The following is a 12,947-nucleotide window of genomic DNA, read 5'->3' as shown; positions in this document are numbered from 1 at the left end:
GCGCCCCTAAAAACAAGCTGCCCGGCCCCTTGGCCGGGCAGCTTGCCCTCGGATCACACTGCCAGCAGGTCGTCCACTGAGCCTTTGCTTGCCGACTCCGCTGTTGTCTCGTACCTGCCCGACACCAGGGCCCACTCGTAGTTGCCGTTGATCCAGTGCTGGATGGCCTCCACGCCCTGGTGGACTCGGCGGCGTTCGTCCTCGTTCAGGGCCAACTCGTCGCACATCTGGGGGACTTGGGCTTCCAGGTCGAGGTACTCGGTGAGGCGGGCGTTCGTCATGCGGTACGCCTCATCCGCCGCCGCTTCCCAGGACAGGCCGCGGTCGCGGTGGAGGACGGCTATCAGGTTGTGGCCGTCGCCCCGGCGGCGTTCGCGTTCGAAGGAGTGGATGTCGTTCATGAAGCCGATGGTGTCGGCGGCGAGGTCGCGCATGCGTTCCATCAGCGGGTGGGCCTGGACCTGAGCCGGCACCTCGAAGCCCCGGCTGCGTTCGCCGGCGTCGATGCTGTGATGGATGCCGACCGTGCGGCGGCGGAACTCCGTGTACTCGTCGAGGTCCAGCGTGCCCGCGATGCCCCGGGCCGCCAGGTCGACCTCCTCGCAGTGCGCCACCAGGAACCGGCCCCAGGACGCGGCGAACCGGGTCCGCCAGGTCAGGGACATGCCATCCGAAAGGTGGTCCCAGACCTGGGCCCAGGCCACGGTGATCGGGCAGACCACCCGGGGCCTGCTGCCTGCCGGACGCAACGGCGTGACGATCAACTCCCGTGCCACTTCCAGTATTCGGTCGGCGCGATCCGGTTGGCTCGCGTCGAACTGGTCGTCGAAGAGGAACGCCAGCGAGAACCAGTTCATCAGGACGACCATGTCCGCGGCCGACGCGTGCGGATAGGTGCGGGCCGCGGCCTGCGGGAGATCCCACGACCGGTACTCCTCGAACCCGGCCTGGCTGCGCACCAGGCCCATGTCCCAGATCCAGCGCAGATGGCGGGCACGGGCGTACTCCAGGTGCTCGCTGACGGGAGTGTCGAAGGGGAGGTCGAAGGTGACGTCCTGAGGCATGCGCTTCCTTTCGGGAGACGGAACACTGAGTCCCCCCACCGCGAGCGGACGGCCCGTTCGACCGCCCGCACCCTCGAACTACGCTGTGTGGTACGAAAGTTGGTCCCACCAGCGGTTACGAGGCTGCCCAGAGCCTAGATGATCTACGCCGCGCCGCGATCGTGATCCCCGTTACTGTTCACGCCTCCTGGGCTGCGTAAACTCCCGTGCCTCCCACATAAGTAAGCGCTACCTGCGTCTCCGCGATCTCCTCCGGCGGAGCGGCGAACGGGTCGCGGTCAAGGACCACCAGATCCGCCAGCGCCCCCGGCGCGATTCGCCCTGTGTCGTCCAGGTGGTTCGCGTAGGCCGAACCCGCGGTGTACGCCGTGATGGCCGTCGCCAGGTCGAGGCGCTCGCCCGGCAGGAACACCGGTCCCTCGCCCCCGGGTTCGACCCGGTTCACCGCGACATGGATGCCCTGGAGCGGGTCGGGACTGCTCACCGGCCAGTCGCTGCCCGCGGCCAGGGTGGCTCCGGAACGCAGCAGCGCCCCGAACGGGTACTGCCACAAGGCCCGTTGGGGCCCGAGGAACGGAATCGTCAGCTCGTCCATCTGCGGTTCGTGCGCGGCCCACAGGGGTTGGATGTTCGCCACCGCGCCGAGCCGTGCGAAGCGCGCCACGTCGTCCGGGTGCACCACCTGAAGGTGCGCGAGGTGCGGCCGGGTGTCACTCGGTCCGTTCGTGGCCCGTGCCGCCTCGACCGCGTCCAGAGCATCTCGTACGGCCCGGTCGCCCAGCGCGTGGAAGTGGCACTGGAAGCCGAGCGCGTCCAACTCCGTCACGTACTTGGGCAGTTGGTCCGGGTCGATGAAGCTGGTACCCCGATTGGCCGTCGCGCAGCCGCACTTGTCGAGGTACGGGTCGAGCAGGGCGGCCGTGCCGGTCTCGGCGACCCCGTCCAGCATCAGCTTCACGCTGCTCGCGCGGAACCGGCCGTGGCTCAACCGGGCCCGCCGCTCCACGAGTTCGGGGATCTGCTCGGCGCCGCGCTCCCGGTCCCACCACAGCGCGCCTACGACCCGCGCGGTGAGCGAGCCGTCCCGGGCGGCCGCGAGATACGCGTCCGACGGGTCGTCCATCCCCAGGAACTCGCCGACCAGCGCGTCCTGCCAGGCGGTGATGCCGAGCGCGTGGAGGTGTCGCTGGGCGTGCAGCAGTGCGGCGAGGCGGTCGGCCTGTGTGGCGGGTGGGGTGAGGCGGCCGACCAGTTGCATCGCGCCTTCCTGGAGTGTCCCGGCCGGTTCGCCCGACGCGTCGCGCTCGATCCGGCCGTCAACCGGGTCGGGCATGTCCCTTGTGATGCCCGCGAGTTGGAGGGCCCGGCTGTTCACCCAGGCGCCGTGATGGTCCCGGTTGGGCAGATACACCGGGCGGTCCGGAACGACCGAGTCGAGCAGCTCCTTCGTCGGCGTACCCCCCTCGAACGCCTCCATCGACCACCCGCCCCCGGTGATCCACTCCCGCTCGGGATGCGCGTCGGCGTAGGCCCGTACGGCGGCGATCGTGTCCTCCGCCGTCTTGGCCCGCGTCAGATCGCACTGGGTCAGCTCAAGACCCGCCGGCACCGGATGCACATGCGCGTCCTGGAACCCGGGCAGCAGCAACCGCCCTGCCAGATCGACGACTTGGGTGCGTGGCCCGGCGAGCTCGTGCACCTCGGCATGGCCTACGGCGGTGATCCGGTCGCCGGTGACGGCCACGGCGGTCGCGGTGCGGCCCTCGGGGGTGAGGACAGGGCCGTTGGTGAAGAGGAGGTCTGCGTGCATGGTTCGTATCCTTGCGGGGTTATCGGGAGGTGGCGAGAAGCTGCGGCGCGTCGGCGTCGGTGCCTCGGCCGGAGTGGAAGTACGGCGATCTGCGCACCCACTTGGCCCACGCGGCGGCCAGGAAGCCGGACGCGATCATCGCCAGCGGGGTGAGCAACAGGAACCAGCCGTTGTCCGCGCTGACTTCGAGGTGATCGGTGGAGGTGTAGAAGGACCAGCCGAGGTAACCGCCCAGTGCCAGAAGGGAGATGGCGCTCAGTGTGGGCAGGACGACCGCGCGTATGCCCTGCCGCCAGTCCTCCCGGAGGAGGGCGCGGAAGCGGACGGCCGCGGCCAGTGCGGTCAGGGCGTAGGAGAGCGCTACGACGATTCCGACGGCGTTCACCGTGGCCATGATCATGTCGGCCAGGCGGGGGATCACCAGGGACAGTGCCGCAACTGCCGTTGCCAGCGCGCCGATCAGCAGGGTGCCGAGGGCCGGAGTGCCGTAGCGGGCGCTGACCTTGCCCCAGACCGGGCCGAGGGTGCGGTCGCGGCTCATCGCGAACATGCCTCGGGCGGTGGGGATCACGCCCGCCTGGAGGGAGGCGACCGCCGAGAACATCAGGGCTACCAGGGGGAGTGCGGCCAGTGGCTGGGAGGCCAGGCGGTCGCCGAAGTACGCCAGGCCCTGGGCGCCGTGGCCCGCCAACTCGTCCTCGGACAACACCCGTTGGAAGGCGATCGAGCCGAGCAGGAACAGGCCCAGCATCGTCACGAGGGTGATGAGCCCGGCCCGGGACGCGTCGCGCGGGTCACGGACCTCCTCGTTCACGGTGAACGCGGCCTCGAAGCCCCAGTAGCAGAACACCGACAGCAGCAGGCCCTGCGCGAGCGCCGATGCCGAGGGGATCGCGAACGGGTCGAACCAGCTCAGGCTGAAGGCGTGCGGGCCGGTGACGATGCCGTAGCCGCAGAAGCCGAGCAGGACGACGTACTCGAAGATCAGCAGTCCGGCCTGGAGGCGGGCGGCGGTGCGCACGCCGGTCACGGCGGTGAGGGTGACGGCTACGAGGATCAGGATGCCTACGGCGGTCGTCTGGGCCGTCGAGTCCGGGTCGAGGGTGAGGCCGGCGACTCGGTGCACTCCGGCCTCGCCTGCCAGCTGGATCATCGCTGAGCCGGTGACCGCCGTGGTGTACGCGAGGAAGGCGATCGTGGCGACGATGTTCACCCAGCCGACCAGGAAGCCGAGCCAGGGAGTGAGTGAACGGCCCACCCACACATAGCCGTTGCCCGCGTTCGGCTCCACCCGGTTGAGCCGGGAGTAGGCGCCCGCGATGCCCAGGATCGGCAGGAAGGCGAGCAGCATGATGGCCGGCAGATGCAGCCCGACCACCCCGGCGGTCACACCCAGACCGATGCCGATGCTGGTGGTCGCGGCCGTGCTGGACGCGGCGATGGCGACGCCGTCCAGCAGACCGAGGGACTTGCGCAGTGCGGGCCCCGACGGGGGTGGCGTGTCGTTCATGGCGTGCTCTCCGCTCGCACCGGGGGGCCCGAACGGCCCCGGTGAACGCACATGAAACTGCCCGCGCACTTAACAGGTCAACGGTGTTGTCGTAAGGTGCGGACGCCCGGACGGACCATCGAGGAGGTGCCGTATGAGCGAGCGTGTCGTCCCGGCCGCCGCCCGGCAGCGCAGGCGCCCCACCAAACAGGGCGTCGTCCTGTCCGAGGAGCTGATCGTCGAGACTGCCTTGAGATTGATCGAGGAGCATGGGGCCGATGCCCTGTCCGTGCGCCGGCTCGGGCGCGCTCTCGGCGCCGATCCCAGCTCCCTGTACCGGTACTTCCGGCACACCGACGACCTGATGCTGGCGGTCGCGGACGAGCTGATCGGGCGGACGTTGCGCACCTGGCGACCCAGCGGCGACTGGCGGGCCGACCTGCGCGAACTGGGGCTGCGCGTGCACGCAGGGGCGCTCGCGCACCCGAGGGCGGCGGTGCTCAGTTCGTACCGGGTGACCGGGCGGGTGTACGAGATCCAGGCCGTGGAGGCGATCCTCGGGGTGCTGCGCGGGGCCGGGTTCCCCGATGCCGAGGCGGTGCGGATCTATCACGCCTACGTCGATCAGGCCCTCGCCTTCGGGGCCCTCGACTCGGCGAACACGGCGTTGCCGAAGCCGGCCCGCGAGGCGGAGGCGGCCGTATGGCAGGCGACGTACGCGCGGCTGCCCGCCGACACGCATCCGCACATCGCGGCCACGGCCCGGCACCTTGTGGCCACCATGCGGCACAGTTCCTACCCGGCCGCCCTGGATCTGCTGCTCAGCGCGGCCGCGGCGCGGCTCGCCGAGATCCGCGCGGCGGCGGAGGGCTGAGCGGCAGACTGGGGTCATGACTCATGAGCCCGCGCGCACCGCGAAGCAGCGCAAGCAGGACACCCTTCGTCGGCTGGAGCACGATGAGGACGCCTGGGTCGCCACGGCCGGCGAGGACGGGGGAGCGCCCTATCTCGTTCCGCTGTCGTTCGTGTGGGACGGCACGACCCTGCTGTTCGCCACCCCGGCCGCGAGTCCCACCGGCCGCAACCTCGCGGCGACGGGCGTCGCCCGGCTCGGCATCGGGCCGACCCGGGACGTCGTGATGATCGAGGGCACGGTGGTGACGCTGACGCCGGACGACCTGCCCGAGGAGGACGCAGAGATCTTCGCCTCGAAGACCGGCTTCGATCCGCGCCAACTCACCACGCCCTACCTGTACTTCAGGATCCGCCCGCAGCGTGTACAGGCCTGGCGGGAGGCCAACGAGCTGAAGGGGCGGGACCTGATGCGGGACGGGGAGTGGCTGGTGGCCGACTGAGCCCGATCGCTATGGCGAGGGCGGGGTTTGCGAGGCGCGCGGGGCGAAGGCCGTCGTCGTGAACGTCGCCTTGTTCGCGGTCGTCGTGCCCTCGGTGATCCACCAGCGCGTGGCGCGTTCGCCGTAGGTGCCGAACCTCGCGTCCGCGCCCCAGTTCAGGACCAGTTCGTCCTTGCCGTCACCGTCGAAGTCGGCGGCCCCCGCGGGCCGGGCGTGCCGCCACTTCGCCGGGATCTTCCTGCCGTCCTCCGCGGCCGGCCCGTGGCGCAGGACCCTGGTCCGCCGGGTGCCGTCGATGAGCGTCGCGCCCTCGTACGTGGCGACGAGGATGCCGTCACGGCCGTCGCCGTCCGGGTCGGCGGACACGTAGCCACCGGGCCCGTACTGGGTGCGCGCGGACTTCGGTGCCTCGGGGAGCCGGTACGTCACCGGTGCGCCGCCGGTGCCGGGATAGACGGCGAGCGAACCGTCGACGTCGGGCGGCTCGGTCTCGTAGCCGGGCTCGTCGTTACGGCTGCCGTCGTCGCCCACGGCCACATCGCGCTGTCCGTCGCCGTCGAAGTCGCCGAACGCGTGGGCGTTGCCGCTCCTCAACCGGCGTCCGGTGGAAGACAGTTGGGAACCCCGGTGGGCGGTGTAGAGCGTGGTGCCTGACTGCCCGCCGTCGCTCACCGCGTGCACCAGGAGCGAGGTCGCGCGGGGTGTGCCGGTCGGGGCGACGGCGTCGGCGGTGAGGTCGCCGTCCGCCCAGGGGAGGGTCGTGTCGGTGCGGGCGGGGGCGCCCGAGCGGGTGAACGGGCCGTACATCACCACCAGGGACGATTGGTTGTACGCGAACCCGGCGAGGTCGTGGTGCCCGTCGCCGTCGAAGTCGCCGCGCACCACGGACCGGACGCCCAACTTCGTCGCGCTCCGCGGGAGTTGGACCGGCGTGGCGGAGGCCTTCCCCGTCGGTCCGTTCGGGCCGCCCCACGCTATGTACGGGAGGGTGCGCGGGGCGGTGACGTTGTCGTCCGACGTCATCGCGCCCTGGACGGTGGTGACGAAGTCCGGGAAGCCGTCGCCGTCCAGATCGGCGGTGGTGAGGTCGGCGGCGGACAACGAGCCCTTGGGGGCGAGGAGTTGCCTGCCGGGTTCGGGCAGTCCCAGGTCGGCGCGGCCGTAGACCGTGCGCGTCGACGGGTCGAGGCCCTTGGCCGATCCGTAGACCACACCGACCCGTTCGTCGGTCGCGCCCTCGCCGCCGCCGACGACGATCGGCACAACGAGGTCGCGGTGACCGTCGCCGTTGATGTCGTCGGGGTCCTTGGAGCCCTTGCCGGGAGCGGGAGTTCGGCTCGCGGCGGCCGTCGTCGGTTCTCCGGACGACGGGGTCGATTCACGGGCGCCGGTACCGCTGCCGCATCCGCCGAGCGGAGCGAGCGCGGTGCAGACGGCGAGGGTCACTACGGCGATACGGGGCTTCACCCGTCTCACTCTGACATCCCGCGTCCCACCCGAACCAGGGAAGCCGTGCGGTTGTTGCACGTTCGTTGATCGACTCCGGACTTCGGCATCAACTCGCGGAACGGGGATATCCGTTGGGGGCGAGGCAACCGGACTCGACCCTTGCCCGCCCCAGTCTTCGGAGGACACATGGCATTGGTCAACGCTAGCTTCGTGGTGCTCGACGCGGTCGAGCCGGAGAAACTCGCCGTGTTCTACACGGAGTTGCTGGACGGTGAGCAGACGGACATCACCCTGGACCAGGTGGAGATCAGGGGTGCGGACGGGACCCGGCTGGCGTTCCGCCGGGACCTCAGCGCCACCCCGCCGAGCTGGCCCCGCTCCGAGAACAACCAGCAGGTCCACCTGGACTTCCTGGTGGAGGACATGGACGAGGCCGAGCGCAGGATCATCGGACTCGGCGGCCGCCCGCTGGAGACCAAGGACATGCCGGGCCCGCACGAGGAGCGCGTGTACGCGGACCCGGCCGGCCACTCCTTCACACTCCGCCCGGTACCGCCGACGGCCACCGACCAGGTCTGAGCGACCTCGCTCCCGGCCCCCAACCGCCTTACTCCCGGCCGCCCTTGTCCTTCGCCGGCCAGACCCCGGTCGAGCGTTCGATGGCCTTCGCGCCGGTGCGGTCCGCCGCGCTGCGCGCCACCGCGAAGAGGGCGCCCTGGAGCGCGGCGGCGATCAGGATCTCGGCCCAGCCGCGGTCCCGGTCCAGTGGGTCGGGGGCGTTGTCCTCGTGCCGTATCGCCTTCCACGTGGCGCGGAAGGCACGGCCGGCGAGGGCACCGCTCACCAGCCCCAGGACTAGGCCGACGGGCTGGTAGAGGAGGGGGAGTTTCTTCTTCTTGATCTTGGCCACGGGGATCTCCTTCTGCGCACGGGCTGACGGGTCGGGACGGTCGGCATCCCGACGGTGTCATCGAAACCGGTCCTCCGGTAGAGGGTGTGGGCAGCACCTTCAGGGGCAGTCGGCGTAGATGAGCGACACAGCTGCCGACCACGAATCCGACCGGAAGACCCGCGTCACCGTCCTCGTCGCGCTCGCCGCCAACCTGGTGATCGCGGCCGCCAAGGCCGTCGGCGGGCTGGTCGCGGGCTCGCCCGCGCTGCTTTCCGAGGCCGCGCACTCCGTGGCCGACAGCCTCAACGAGGTCTTCCTCCTCGCGGCCCTGCGCCGCAGCCGCCGCCCCGCCGACCAGCGGCACCCCTTCGGCTACGGCAAGGAGCGGTTCTTCTGGTCGCTGCTCGCGGCAGTCGGGATCTTTGTCATGGGCGCCTGCTTCTCCGTGTTCCAGGGCGTCGAGGCCCTGCGCAACGGAGCCGAGGAGACGTCCACCGGCTACATCGTGGGCCTGATCGTGCTCGGTGTCGCCCTAGTCGTGGAGGGGATCTCCCTGCTGCGGGCCCTGCACCAGGTGCGCGCGCAGGGCGGTGGCATGGACGCGCTGCGCGACCCCGCGCTGCGGACCGTCGTCGCGGAGGACGGCACGGCTGTGGTCGGCGTGACCCTCGCCATCGTCGGCATGGCGCTGCACATGATCACCGGTCAGGTGGTGTGGGAGGCGTCCGCGTCGATCGCGATCGGTGTGCTGCTCGGCTACGTCGCCTACCGCCTCGGCCGCGACGCCCGCGACCAGCTCATCGGTGAGGCCGTAGACCCCGAACTGAGCGACAGGATCCGCGAGTTGCTGGCGGCCGAGCCCGAGATCGACAGCGTCGAGGCGCTGTTCACGATGCGGATGGGACTCGACTCGACGATGGTCGCCGCGCGGATCGACCTGGTTCCCGGGATGGACAGCGAGCGGGTCGAGGAGGTCTCCGTGCGGATCAAGCGGTCGCTCGGCGAGGCGGTGTCCGAGGCCGGCGAGATCTTCCTGGACATCACCGACCGGCCGGCGGAGGAGGCACGGAAAAGCCCCGCCGCGACGGGGGAGCGCGGCGGGGCCTGAACGTCGGATGCCCGACGGTCACCGGTTCATGCGCCCCGGAAACAAGAAAATCTCTCCGGGCCGGTCAGACTCCGGTACTCAGCTTCCGGCGGCCGGTTCGAGGACGAACACGGGGATCTGGCGGTCCGTCTTCGTCTGGTACTCGGCGTACGGAGGGTACGCGGCGACCGCCCGCTCCCACCACGCGGCCTTCTCGTCGCCGGTGACCTCGCGGGCCGTCAGGTCCCACTTCTGCGGCCCGTCCTGCAGTTCGACGTGCGGGTCGGCCTGAACGTTGAAGTACCACACCGGATGCGTGGGCGCGCCGCCCTGCGAGGCGACGACGGCGTAGGTCCCGTCGTGCTCGACACGCATCAGCGGGGTCTTGCGGATCTTCCCGCTCTTGGCACCCACCGTCGTCAGCAGGATGACGGGCAGACCGGTGTCCGCCAACGTTGTCCCCTTGGTACCGCCCGAGCTCTCGTACAGCTCGACCTGGTCGCGGACCCACTGCGACGGGCTGGGTTCGTACTCGCCCTCAAGAGGCATGGCATTCGTCCCATCTCGCGTTCTACGGCTGTCTGGCACCGAGATTCAACACCAGCCGGTGCGTGATTCATCCATACCGCGACTCTCTTCGGCCATGCCCCCTCCACCGGGTGACTACCTCGGAGGTAATCGCACCGGAACGGTCTCTCCGGCACAGTCGGCACCCCACACGATCACCGGCCGAAGGAGAGCGCCCGATGTCCGCGACCCCGACCACGCGCACCGTCGTAGCAGACCTCCTGCACCGGATCGGCCACGCCGAGCCCGAGCGCATCGCCGAGTTGTACGCCGAGCACGTCGACTGGAGGCTCGACTGGCCCGAGGACGCGCACGGCAGCCCCGCCACCCCGTGGATCCGGCACCGTGCCACCCGCGCCGACGCCGCCGACCACTTCCGGGAGCTCGCCGCGCACCATGTGCCGGGACACGTGGGCACCGAGATCGAGCGCGTCCTGGTCGACGGCGAGGACGCGGTGGTTCTCGGCGAGATCCGGCTGACCGCCAGGCCCACCGGACGGCCGTATCGCGCCAGGTTCGCTCTTCATCTCACCGTCCGGGACGGGGTGATCGTCCGTCATCACGTGTACGAGGACAGCCTCGCCGTGACCCGGGCCTTCGCCCCGGCGGACTGCGGGACTCCGGTCGCGGGCGGGTGACGTCGGACCGGTCCCGCGGCCGTGATCGTCGGTCGGCCGGGGTCATGCGGTTCGGCCAGATTGTAGGTACCACCGATCTGGCCGAACATCAGGTGGCCTTATAGGTGCCTCGGGCATCTAATGAAGATCGGCAAGACGCACTCTTCGTCTGCGAGGTCTTCCATGACGGATCTGACGGAACTGACGGATCTGACCGACCAGCCCGAACCCGTCTCCTTCCCGCAGGACCGCACCTGCCCCTACCACCCGCCCGCCGGCTACGACCCCCTCCGCAGCGCCCGCCCCCTGACCCGCATCACGCTCTACGACGGCCGCCCGGCATGGCTCGTCACCGGGCACACCACCGCCCGCGCACTGCTCGCCGACCAGCGGCTGTCCTCCGACCGCAGCCAGCCCGACTTCCCCGCGATCAACGAACGGTTCGCCGCGGTCCGCAACCGCAAGGTCGCCCTGCTCGGCGAGAACGACCCCAAGCACCGCACCAAGCGGCGGATGATGATCCCCGCCTTCACCGTCAAGCGCGCCACGGCGATGCGGCCCGACATCCAGCGGATCGTCGACGAGCTGCTCGACGTGATGATCGCCGAGGGTCCGACCGCCGACCTGGTGTCCGCGTTCGCGCTGCCCGTCCCCTCGATGGTGATCTGCGCGCTGCTCGGCGTCCCGTACGCCGACCACGAGTTCTTCGAGGCCCAGTCCCGGCGCCTGCTGCGCGGTCCGAAGCCCGAGGACAGTCAGGACGCCCGCGATCAACTGGAGGCGTATCTGGGCGAGTTGATCGACCGCAAACTGGAGAGTCCGGGCGAGGGGGTGCTGGACGACCTCGTCCGGGACCAGTTGAGCGAAGGGGCGCTGGACCGCGCGGAGTTGATCTCCCTCGCGATCATCCTCCTCGTCGCGGGCCACGAGACGACCGCCAACATGATCTCCCTGGGCACCTTCACGCTGTTGCTCCACCCCGAGCGGCTCGCCGAACTCCGGGACGATCCAGGGCTGTTGCCCGACGCGGTCGAGGAACTGATGCGGTCCCTCTCCATCGTGGACGGGCTGGTGCGGCAGGCCCTCGTGGACATCGACGTGGACGGCACGACGATCCGGGCCGGCGAGGGCGTGATCTTCTCGGCCGCGGTCATCAACCGCGACGAGGACGTCTACACCGCCCCGGACACCCTGGACTGGCACCGGCCCACCCGCCACCACGTCTCGTTCGGCTTCGGCATCCACCAGTGCCTCGGCCAGAACCTCGCCCGCGCCGAACTGGAGATCGCCCTGCGCAGTCTCTTCGAGCGGCTGCCCACGCTGAGCCTGGCCGTCCCCGCGGAGGAGATCCCCTTCAAACCCGGCGACACGATCCAGGGGATGCTGGAACTCCCCGTGACCTGGTAAGAGGCTGCGCTCCATGCACACGGAAATCCACATCGACAAGGACATCTGCATCGGGGCGGGCCAGTGCGCCCTGGCCGCCCCGAACGTCTTCACCCAGGACGACGACGGCTACAGCGCGGTGCTGCCGGGCAAGGAGGACACCGACGACCCGATGCTCAAGGAGGCGGCACGGGCCTGCCCGGTGAGCGCGATCACGGTGTCGGACAAGGCGGTGGGCTGAGCGGGTCGTTCCGTAGGGGGTGGCCGACCTGTCGGCCACCCCCTCCACCGCCCGAGCCGATCAGCCGAGCACCCCCACCTCGATACCCCGCAACCCCTCCCGCCCCGCGACCACCTCATACGCGGCGACCCGCCCACCCTCGACCCTCACCCGGAGTGCCAGCAACAGCCGTCCCCCCGGCGCGACCACGATCCCCACGTCCCCGTCGACGAGGGCGACGGTCGCGTACCGCGTCCGGTGCCGCAGCAGTACCGTCCCCTCCGCGACCGCCCGGGCCCCGCGCAGCTCGGCCGGAACGCCGGGCGGCAGCACGGCGGGGTCGGCGTGCCGGACGACATCGGGGGCGAGGACGTCGAGGAGCGCGCCGAGGTCACCGCCCCGCGCGGCGGACAGGAACGCCTCCACGACCTCCCGGTGCCGGTCGAGTTCGGCGCCCGGCACCACCGGCGTGCCCCGCACCTTCTGCCGGGCCCGGCTGGCGAGCTTCTTCGCGGCGGGCCGGGACCGGTCCAGGACGGCGGCGACGCGGTCGAACGGCACCGCGAACAGGTCGTGCAGCACGAACGCGACCCGCTCCGCCGGACCCAGCGCATCCAGCACCACCAGCAGCGCGAGCCCCACCGAGTCGGCGAGTACGGCCTCGTCCTCGGGCAGGTCGTCGGCGCTTCGCTCCGGCACGTCGTCGCCGTAGGGATCCTCCCGTCGGGACGCGCGCGAGCGGAGCATGTCCAGGCAGATACGCGAGACGACCGTCGTCAGCCAGGCGGTGAGGTTGTCGACGCCGTCGCCGCCCGTACGGCTGAGCCGGAGCCAGGCCTCCTGCACCGCGTCGTCCGCCTCGCCGAGCGACCCCAGCATTCGGTACGCGACCGCCCGCAGCCGCCCGCGCCGCTCCTCGAACCGCTCCGCCAACTCGTCGTGCCCCCGCATGGGTCACCTTTCCTCGCCGTGCTCCGTCACCAGTCCGACGTACACGAAGACGTACACGGA

14 protein-coding genes are annotated in these 12,947 nt (G+C 70.7%); 7 read left to right on the top strand and 7 right to left on the bottom strand.

Annotated elements, in window-relative coordinates; translation table 11 throughout:
* Window positions 1-53: 53 nt before the first annotated feature.
* From OO69_RS03560 to OO69_RS03550, 3 genes are all read right to left on the bottom strand, one after another.
* Window positions 54-1,064, bottom strand: coding sequence for a terpene synthase family protein (locus OO69_RS03560; protein ID WP_033278900.1), 1,011 nt, complete (start codon window positions 1,062-1,064; stop codon window positions 54-56).
* A gap of 178 nt (window positions 1,065-1,242) precedes the next feature.
* Window positions 1,243-2,874: an amidohydrolase gene (locus OO69_RS03555; RefSeq protein WP_033278899.1), complete on the bottom strand. Its 1,632-nt coding sequence runs from the start codon at window positions 2,872-2,874 to the stop codon at window positions 1,243-1,245.
* A gap of 19 nt (window positions 2,875-2,893) precedes the next feature.
* Window positions 2,894-4,384, bottom strand: coding sequence for an APC family permease (locus tag OO69_RS03550; protein ID WP_033278898.1), 1,491 nt, complete (start codon window positions 4,382-4,384; stop codon window positions 2,894-2,896).
* A 133-nt stretch (window positions 4,385-4,517) separates the two neighbouring features.
* Between OO69_RS03550 and OO69_RS03545 the strand changes: the two genes are divergently transcribed.
* Window positions 4,518-5,237 (top strand): TetR/AcrR family transcriptional regulator, encoded by a 720-nt coding sequence (locus OO69_RS03545; RefSeq protein ID WP_033278897.1) that lies wholly within the window; start codon window positions 4,518-4,520, stop codon window positions 5,235-5,237.
* Window positions 5,238-5,253: 16 nt separating this feature from the next.
* Window positions 5,254-5,718, top strand: coding sequence for a pyridoxamine 5'-phosphate oxidase family protein (locus tag OO69_RS03540; RefSeq protein ID WP_033278896.1), 465 nt, complete (start codon window positions 5,254-5,256; stop codon window positions 5,716-5,718).
* A gap of 9 nt (window positions 5,719-5,727) precedes the next feature.
* On the opposite strand, the gene OO69_RS03535 is transcribed toward OO69_RS03540, so the two are convergent.
* The gene (locus OO69_RS03535) at window positions 5,728-7,185 is read right to left on the bottom strand and encodes an FG-GAP repeat domain-containing protein (RefSeq protein WP_033278895.1); all 1,458 of its coding nucleotides are present in this window, start codon (window positions 7,183-7,185) and stop codon (window positions 5,728-5,730) included.
* Window positions 7,186-7,353: 168 nt separating this feature from the next.
* On the opposite strand from OO69_RS03535, the gene OO69_RS03530 reads away from it, so the two are divergent.
* A complete protein-coding gene (locus OO69_RS03530; RefSeq protein ID WP_033278894.1) occupies window positions 7,354-7,746 on the top strand; it encodes a VOC family protein in 393 nt (130 codons plus the stop codon).
* 28 nt (window positions 7,747-7,774) lie between these two features.
* Here the strand turns inward: OO69_RS03530 and OO69_RS03525 are convergent, their stop codons facing one another.
* Window positions 7,775-8,077, bottom strand: coding sequence for a DUF4235 domain-containing protein (locus tag OO69_RS03525; RefSeq protein WP_033278893.1), 303 nt, complete (start codon window positions 8,075-8,077; stop codon window positions 7,775-7,777).
* A gap of 118 nt (window positions 8,078-8,195) precedes the next feature.
* Here OO69_RS03525 and OO69_RS03520 point away from each other — a divergent pair, with 118 nt between their 5' ends.
* Window positions 8,196-9,167: a cation diffusion facilitator family transporter gene (locus OO69_RS03520; RefSeq protein WP_033278892.1), complete on the top strand. Its 972-nt coding sequence runs from the start codon at window positions 8,196-8,198 to the stop codon at window positions 9,165-9,167.
* Window positions 9,168-9,245: 78 nt separating this feature from the next.
* Here the strand turns inward: OO69_RS03520 and OO69_RS03515 are convergent, their stop codons facing one another.
* Window positions 9,246-9,695 carry a nitroreductase family deazaflavin-dependent oxidoreductase gene (locus tag OO69_RS03515; protein ID WP_033278891.1) on the bottom strand — a complete coding sequence of 150 codons (450 nt, stop codon included), beginning with the start codon at window positions 9,693-9,695 and terminating at the stop codon, window positions 9,246-9,248.
* Between the two features lie 197 nt (window positions 9,696-9,892).
* On the opposite strand from OO69_RS03515, the gene OO69_RS03510 reads away from it, so the two are divergent.
* The 3 genes from OO69_RS03510 to OO69_RS03500 all read left to right on the top strand — a co-directional run bounded on the left by OO69_RS03510 (window position 9,893) and on the right by OO69_RS03500 (window position 11,957).
* Window positions 9,893-10,351, top strand: coding sequence for a nuclear transport factor 2 family protein (locus OO69_RS03510; protein WP_033278890.1), 459 nt, complete (start codon window positions 9,893-9,895; stop codon window positions 10,349-10,351).
* A 162-nt stretch (window positions 10,352-10,513) separates the two neighbouring features.
* Window positions 10,514-11,737, top strand: a complete 1,224-nt coding sequence (locus OO69_RS03505) for a cytochrome P450 (protein ID WP_033278889.1) — start codon at window positions 10,514-10,516, stop codon at window positions 11,735-11,737.
* A gap of 13 nt (window positions 11,738-11,750) precedes the next feature.
* Window positions 11,751-11,957: a ferredoxin gene (locus tag OO69_RS03500; protein ID WP_033278888.1), complete on the top strand. Its 207-nt coding sequence runs from the start codon at window positions 11,751-11,753 to the stop codon at window positions 11,955-11,957.
* A 60-nt stretch (window positions 11,958-12,017) separates the two neighbouring features.
* Here OO69_RS03500 and OO69_RS03495 read toward each other — a convergent pair whose 3' ends face one another.
* Complete coding sequence (locus tag OO69_RS03495) at window positions 12,018-12,887, bottom strand: sigma-70 family RNA polymerase sigma factor (RefSeq protein WP_033278887.1); 870 nt, start codon at window positions 12,885-12,887, stop codon at window positions 12,018-12,020.
* Between the last annotated feature and the right edge of the window lie 60 nt (window positions 12,888-12,947).

The organism is Streptomyces sp. NRRL F-525, from assembly GCF_000716605.1.
Lineage (GTDB): Bacteria > Actinomycetota > Actinomycetes > Streptomycetales > Streptomycetaceae > Streptomyces.
Note: the sequence above shows the minus strand (reverse complement) of the source record. Positions and strands in the feature narration are given on the sequence as shown.

What these genes read in the sequence shown, in the direction of transcription:
- OO69_RS03560 (WP_033278900.1), bottom strand. Translation starts at nt 1,064, where the DNA reads ATGCCTCAGGACGTCACCTTCGACCTCCCCTTCGACACTCCCGTCAGC.
- OO69_RS03555 (WP_033278899.1), bottom strand. Translation starts at nt 2,874, where the DNA reads ATGCACGCAGACCTCCTCTTCACCAACGGCCCTGTCCTCACCCCCGAG.
- OO69_RS03550 (WP_033278898.1), bottom strand. Translation starts at nt 4,384, where the DNA reads ATGAACGACACGCCACCCCCGTCGGGGCCCGCACTGCGCAAGTCCCTC.
- OO69_RS03545 (WP_033278897.1), top strand. Translation starts at nt 4,518, where the DNA reads ATGAGCGAGCGTGTCGTCCCGGCCGCCGCCCGGCAGCGCAGGCGCCCC.
- OO69_RS03540 (WP_033278896.1), top strand. Translation starts at nt 5,254, where the DNA reads ATGACTCATGAGCCCGCGCGCACCGCGAAGCAGCGCAAGCAGGACACC.
- OO69_RS03530 (WP_033278894.1), top strand. Translation starts at nt 7,354, where the DNA reads ATGGCATTGGTCAACGCTAGCTTCGTGGTGCTCGACGCGGTCGAGCCG.
- OO69_RS03520 (WP_033278892.1), top strand. Translation starts at nt 8,196, where the DNA reads ATGAGCGACACAGCTGCCGACCACGAATCCGACCGGAAGACCCGCGTC.
- OO69_RS03515 (WP_033278891.1), bottom strand. Translation starts at nt 9,695, where the DNA reads ATGCCTCTTGAGGGCGAGTACGAACCCAGCCCGTCGCAGTGGGTCCGC.
- OO69_RS03510 (WP_033278890.1), top strand. Translation starts at nt 9,893, where the DNA reads ATGTCCGCGACCCCGACCACGCGCACCGTCGTAGCAGACCTCCTGCAC.
- OO69_RS03505 (WP_033278889.1), top strand. Translation starts at nt 10,514, where the DNA reads ATGACGGATCTGACGGAACTGACGGATCTGACCGACCAGCCCGAACCC.
- OO69_RS03500 (WP_033278888.1), top strand. Translation starts at nt 11,751, where the DNA reads ATGCACACGGAAATCCACATCGACAAGGACATCTGCATCGGGGCGGGC.
- OO69_RS03495 (WP_033278887.1), bottom strand. Translation starts at nt 12,887, where the DNA reads ATGCGGGGGCACGACGAGTTGGCGGAGCGGTTCGAGGAGCGGCGCGGG.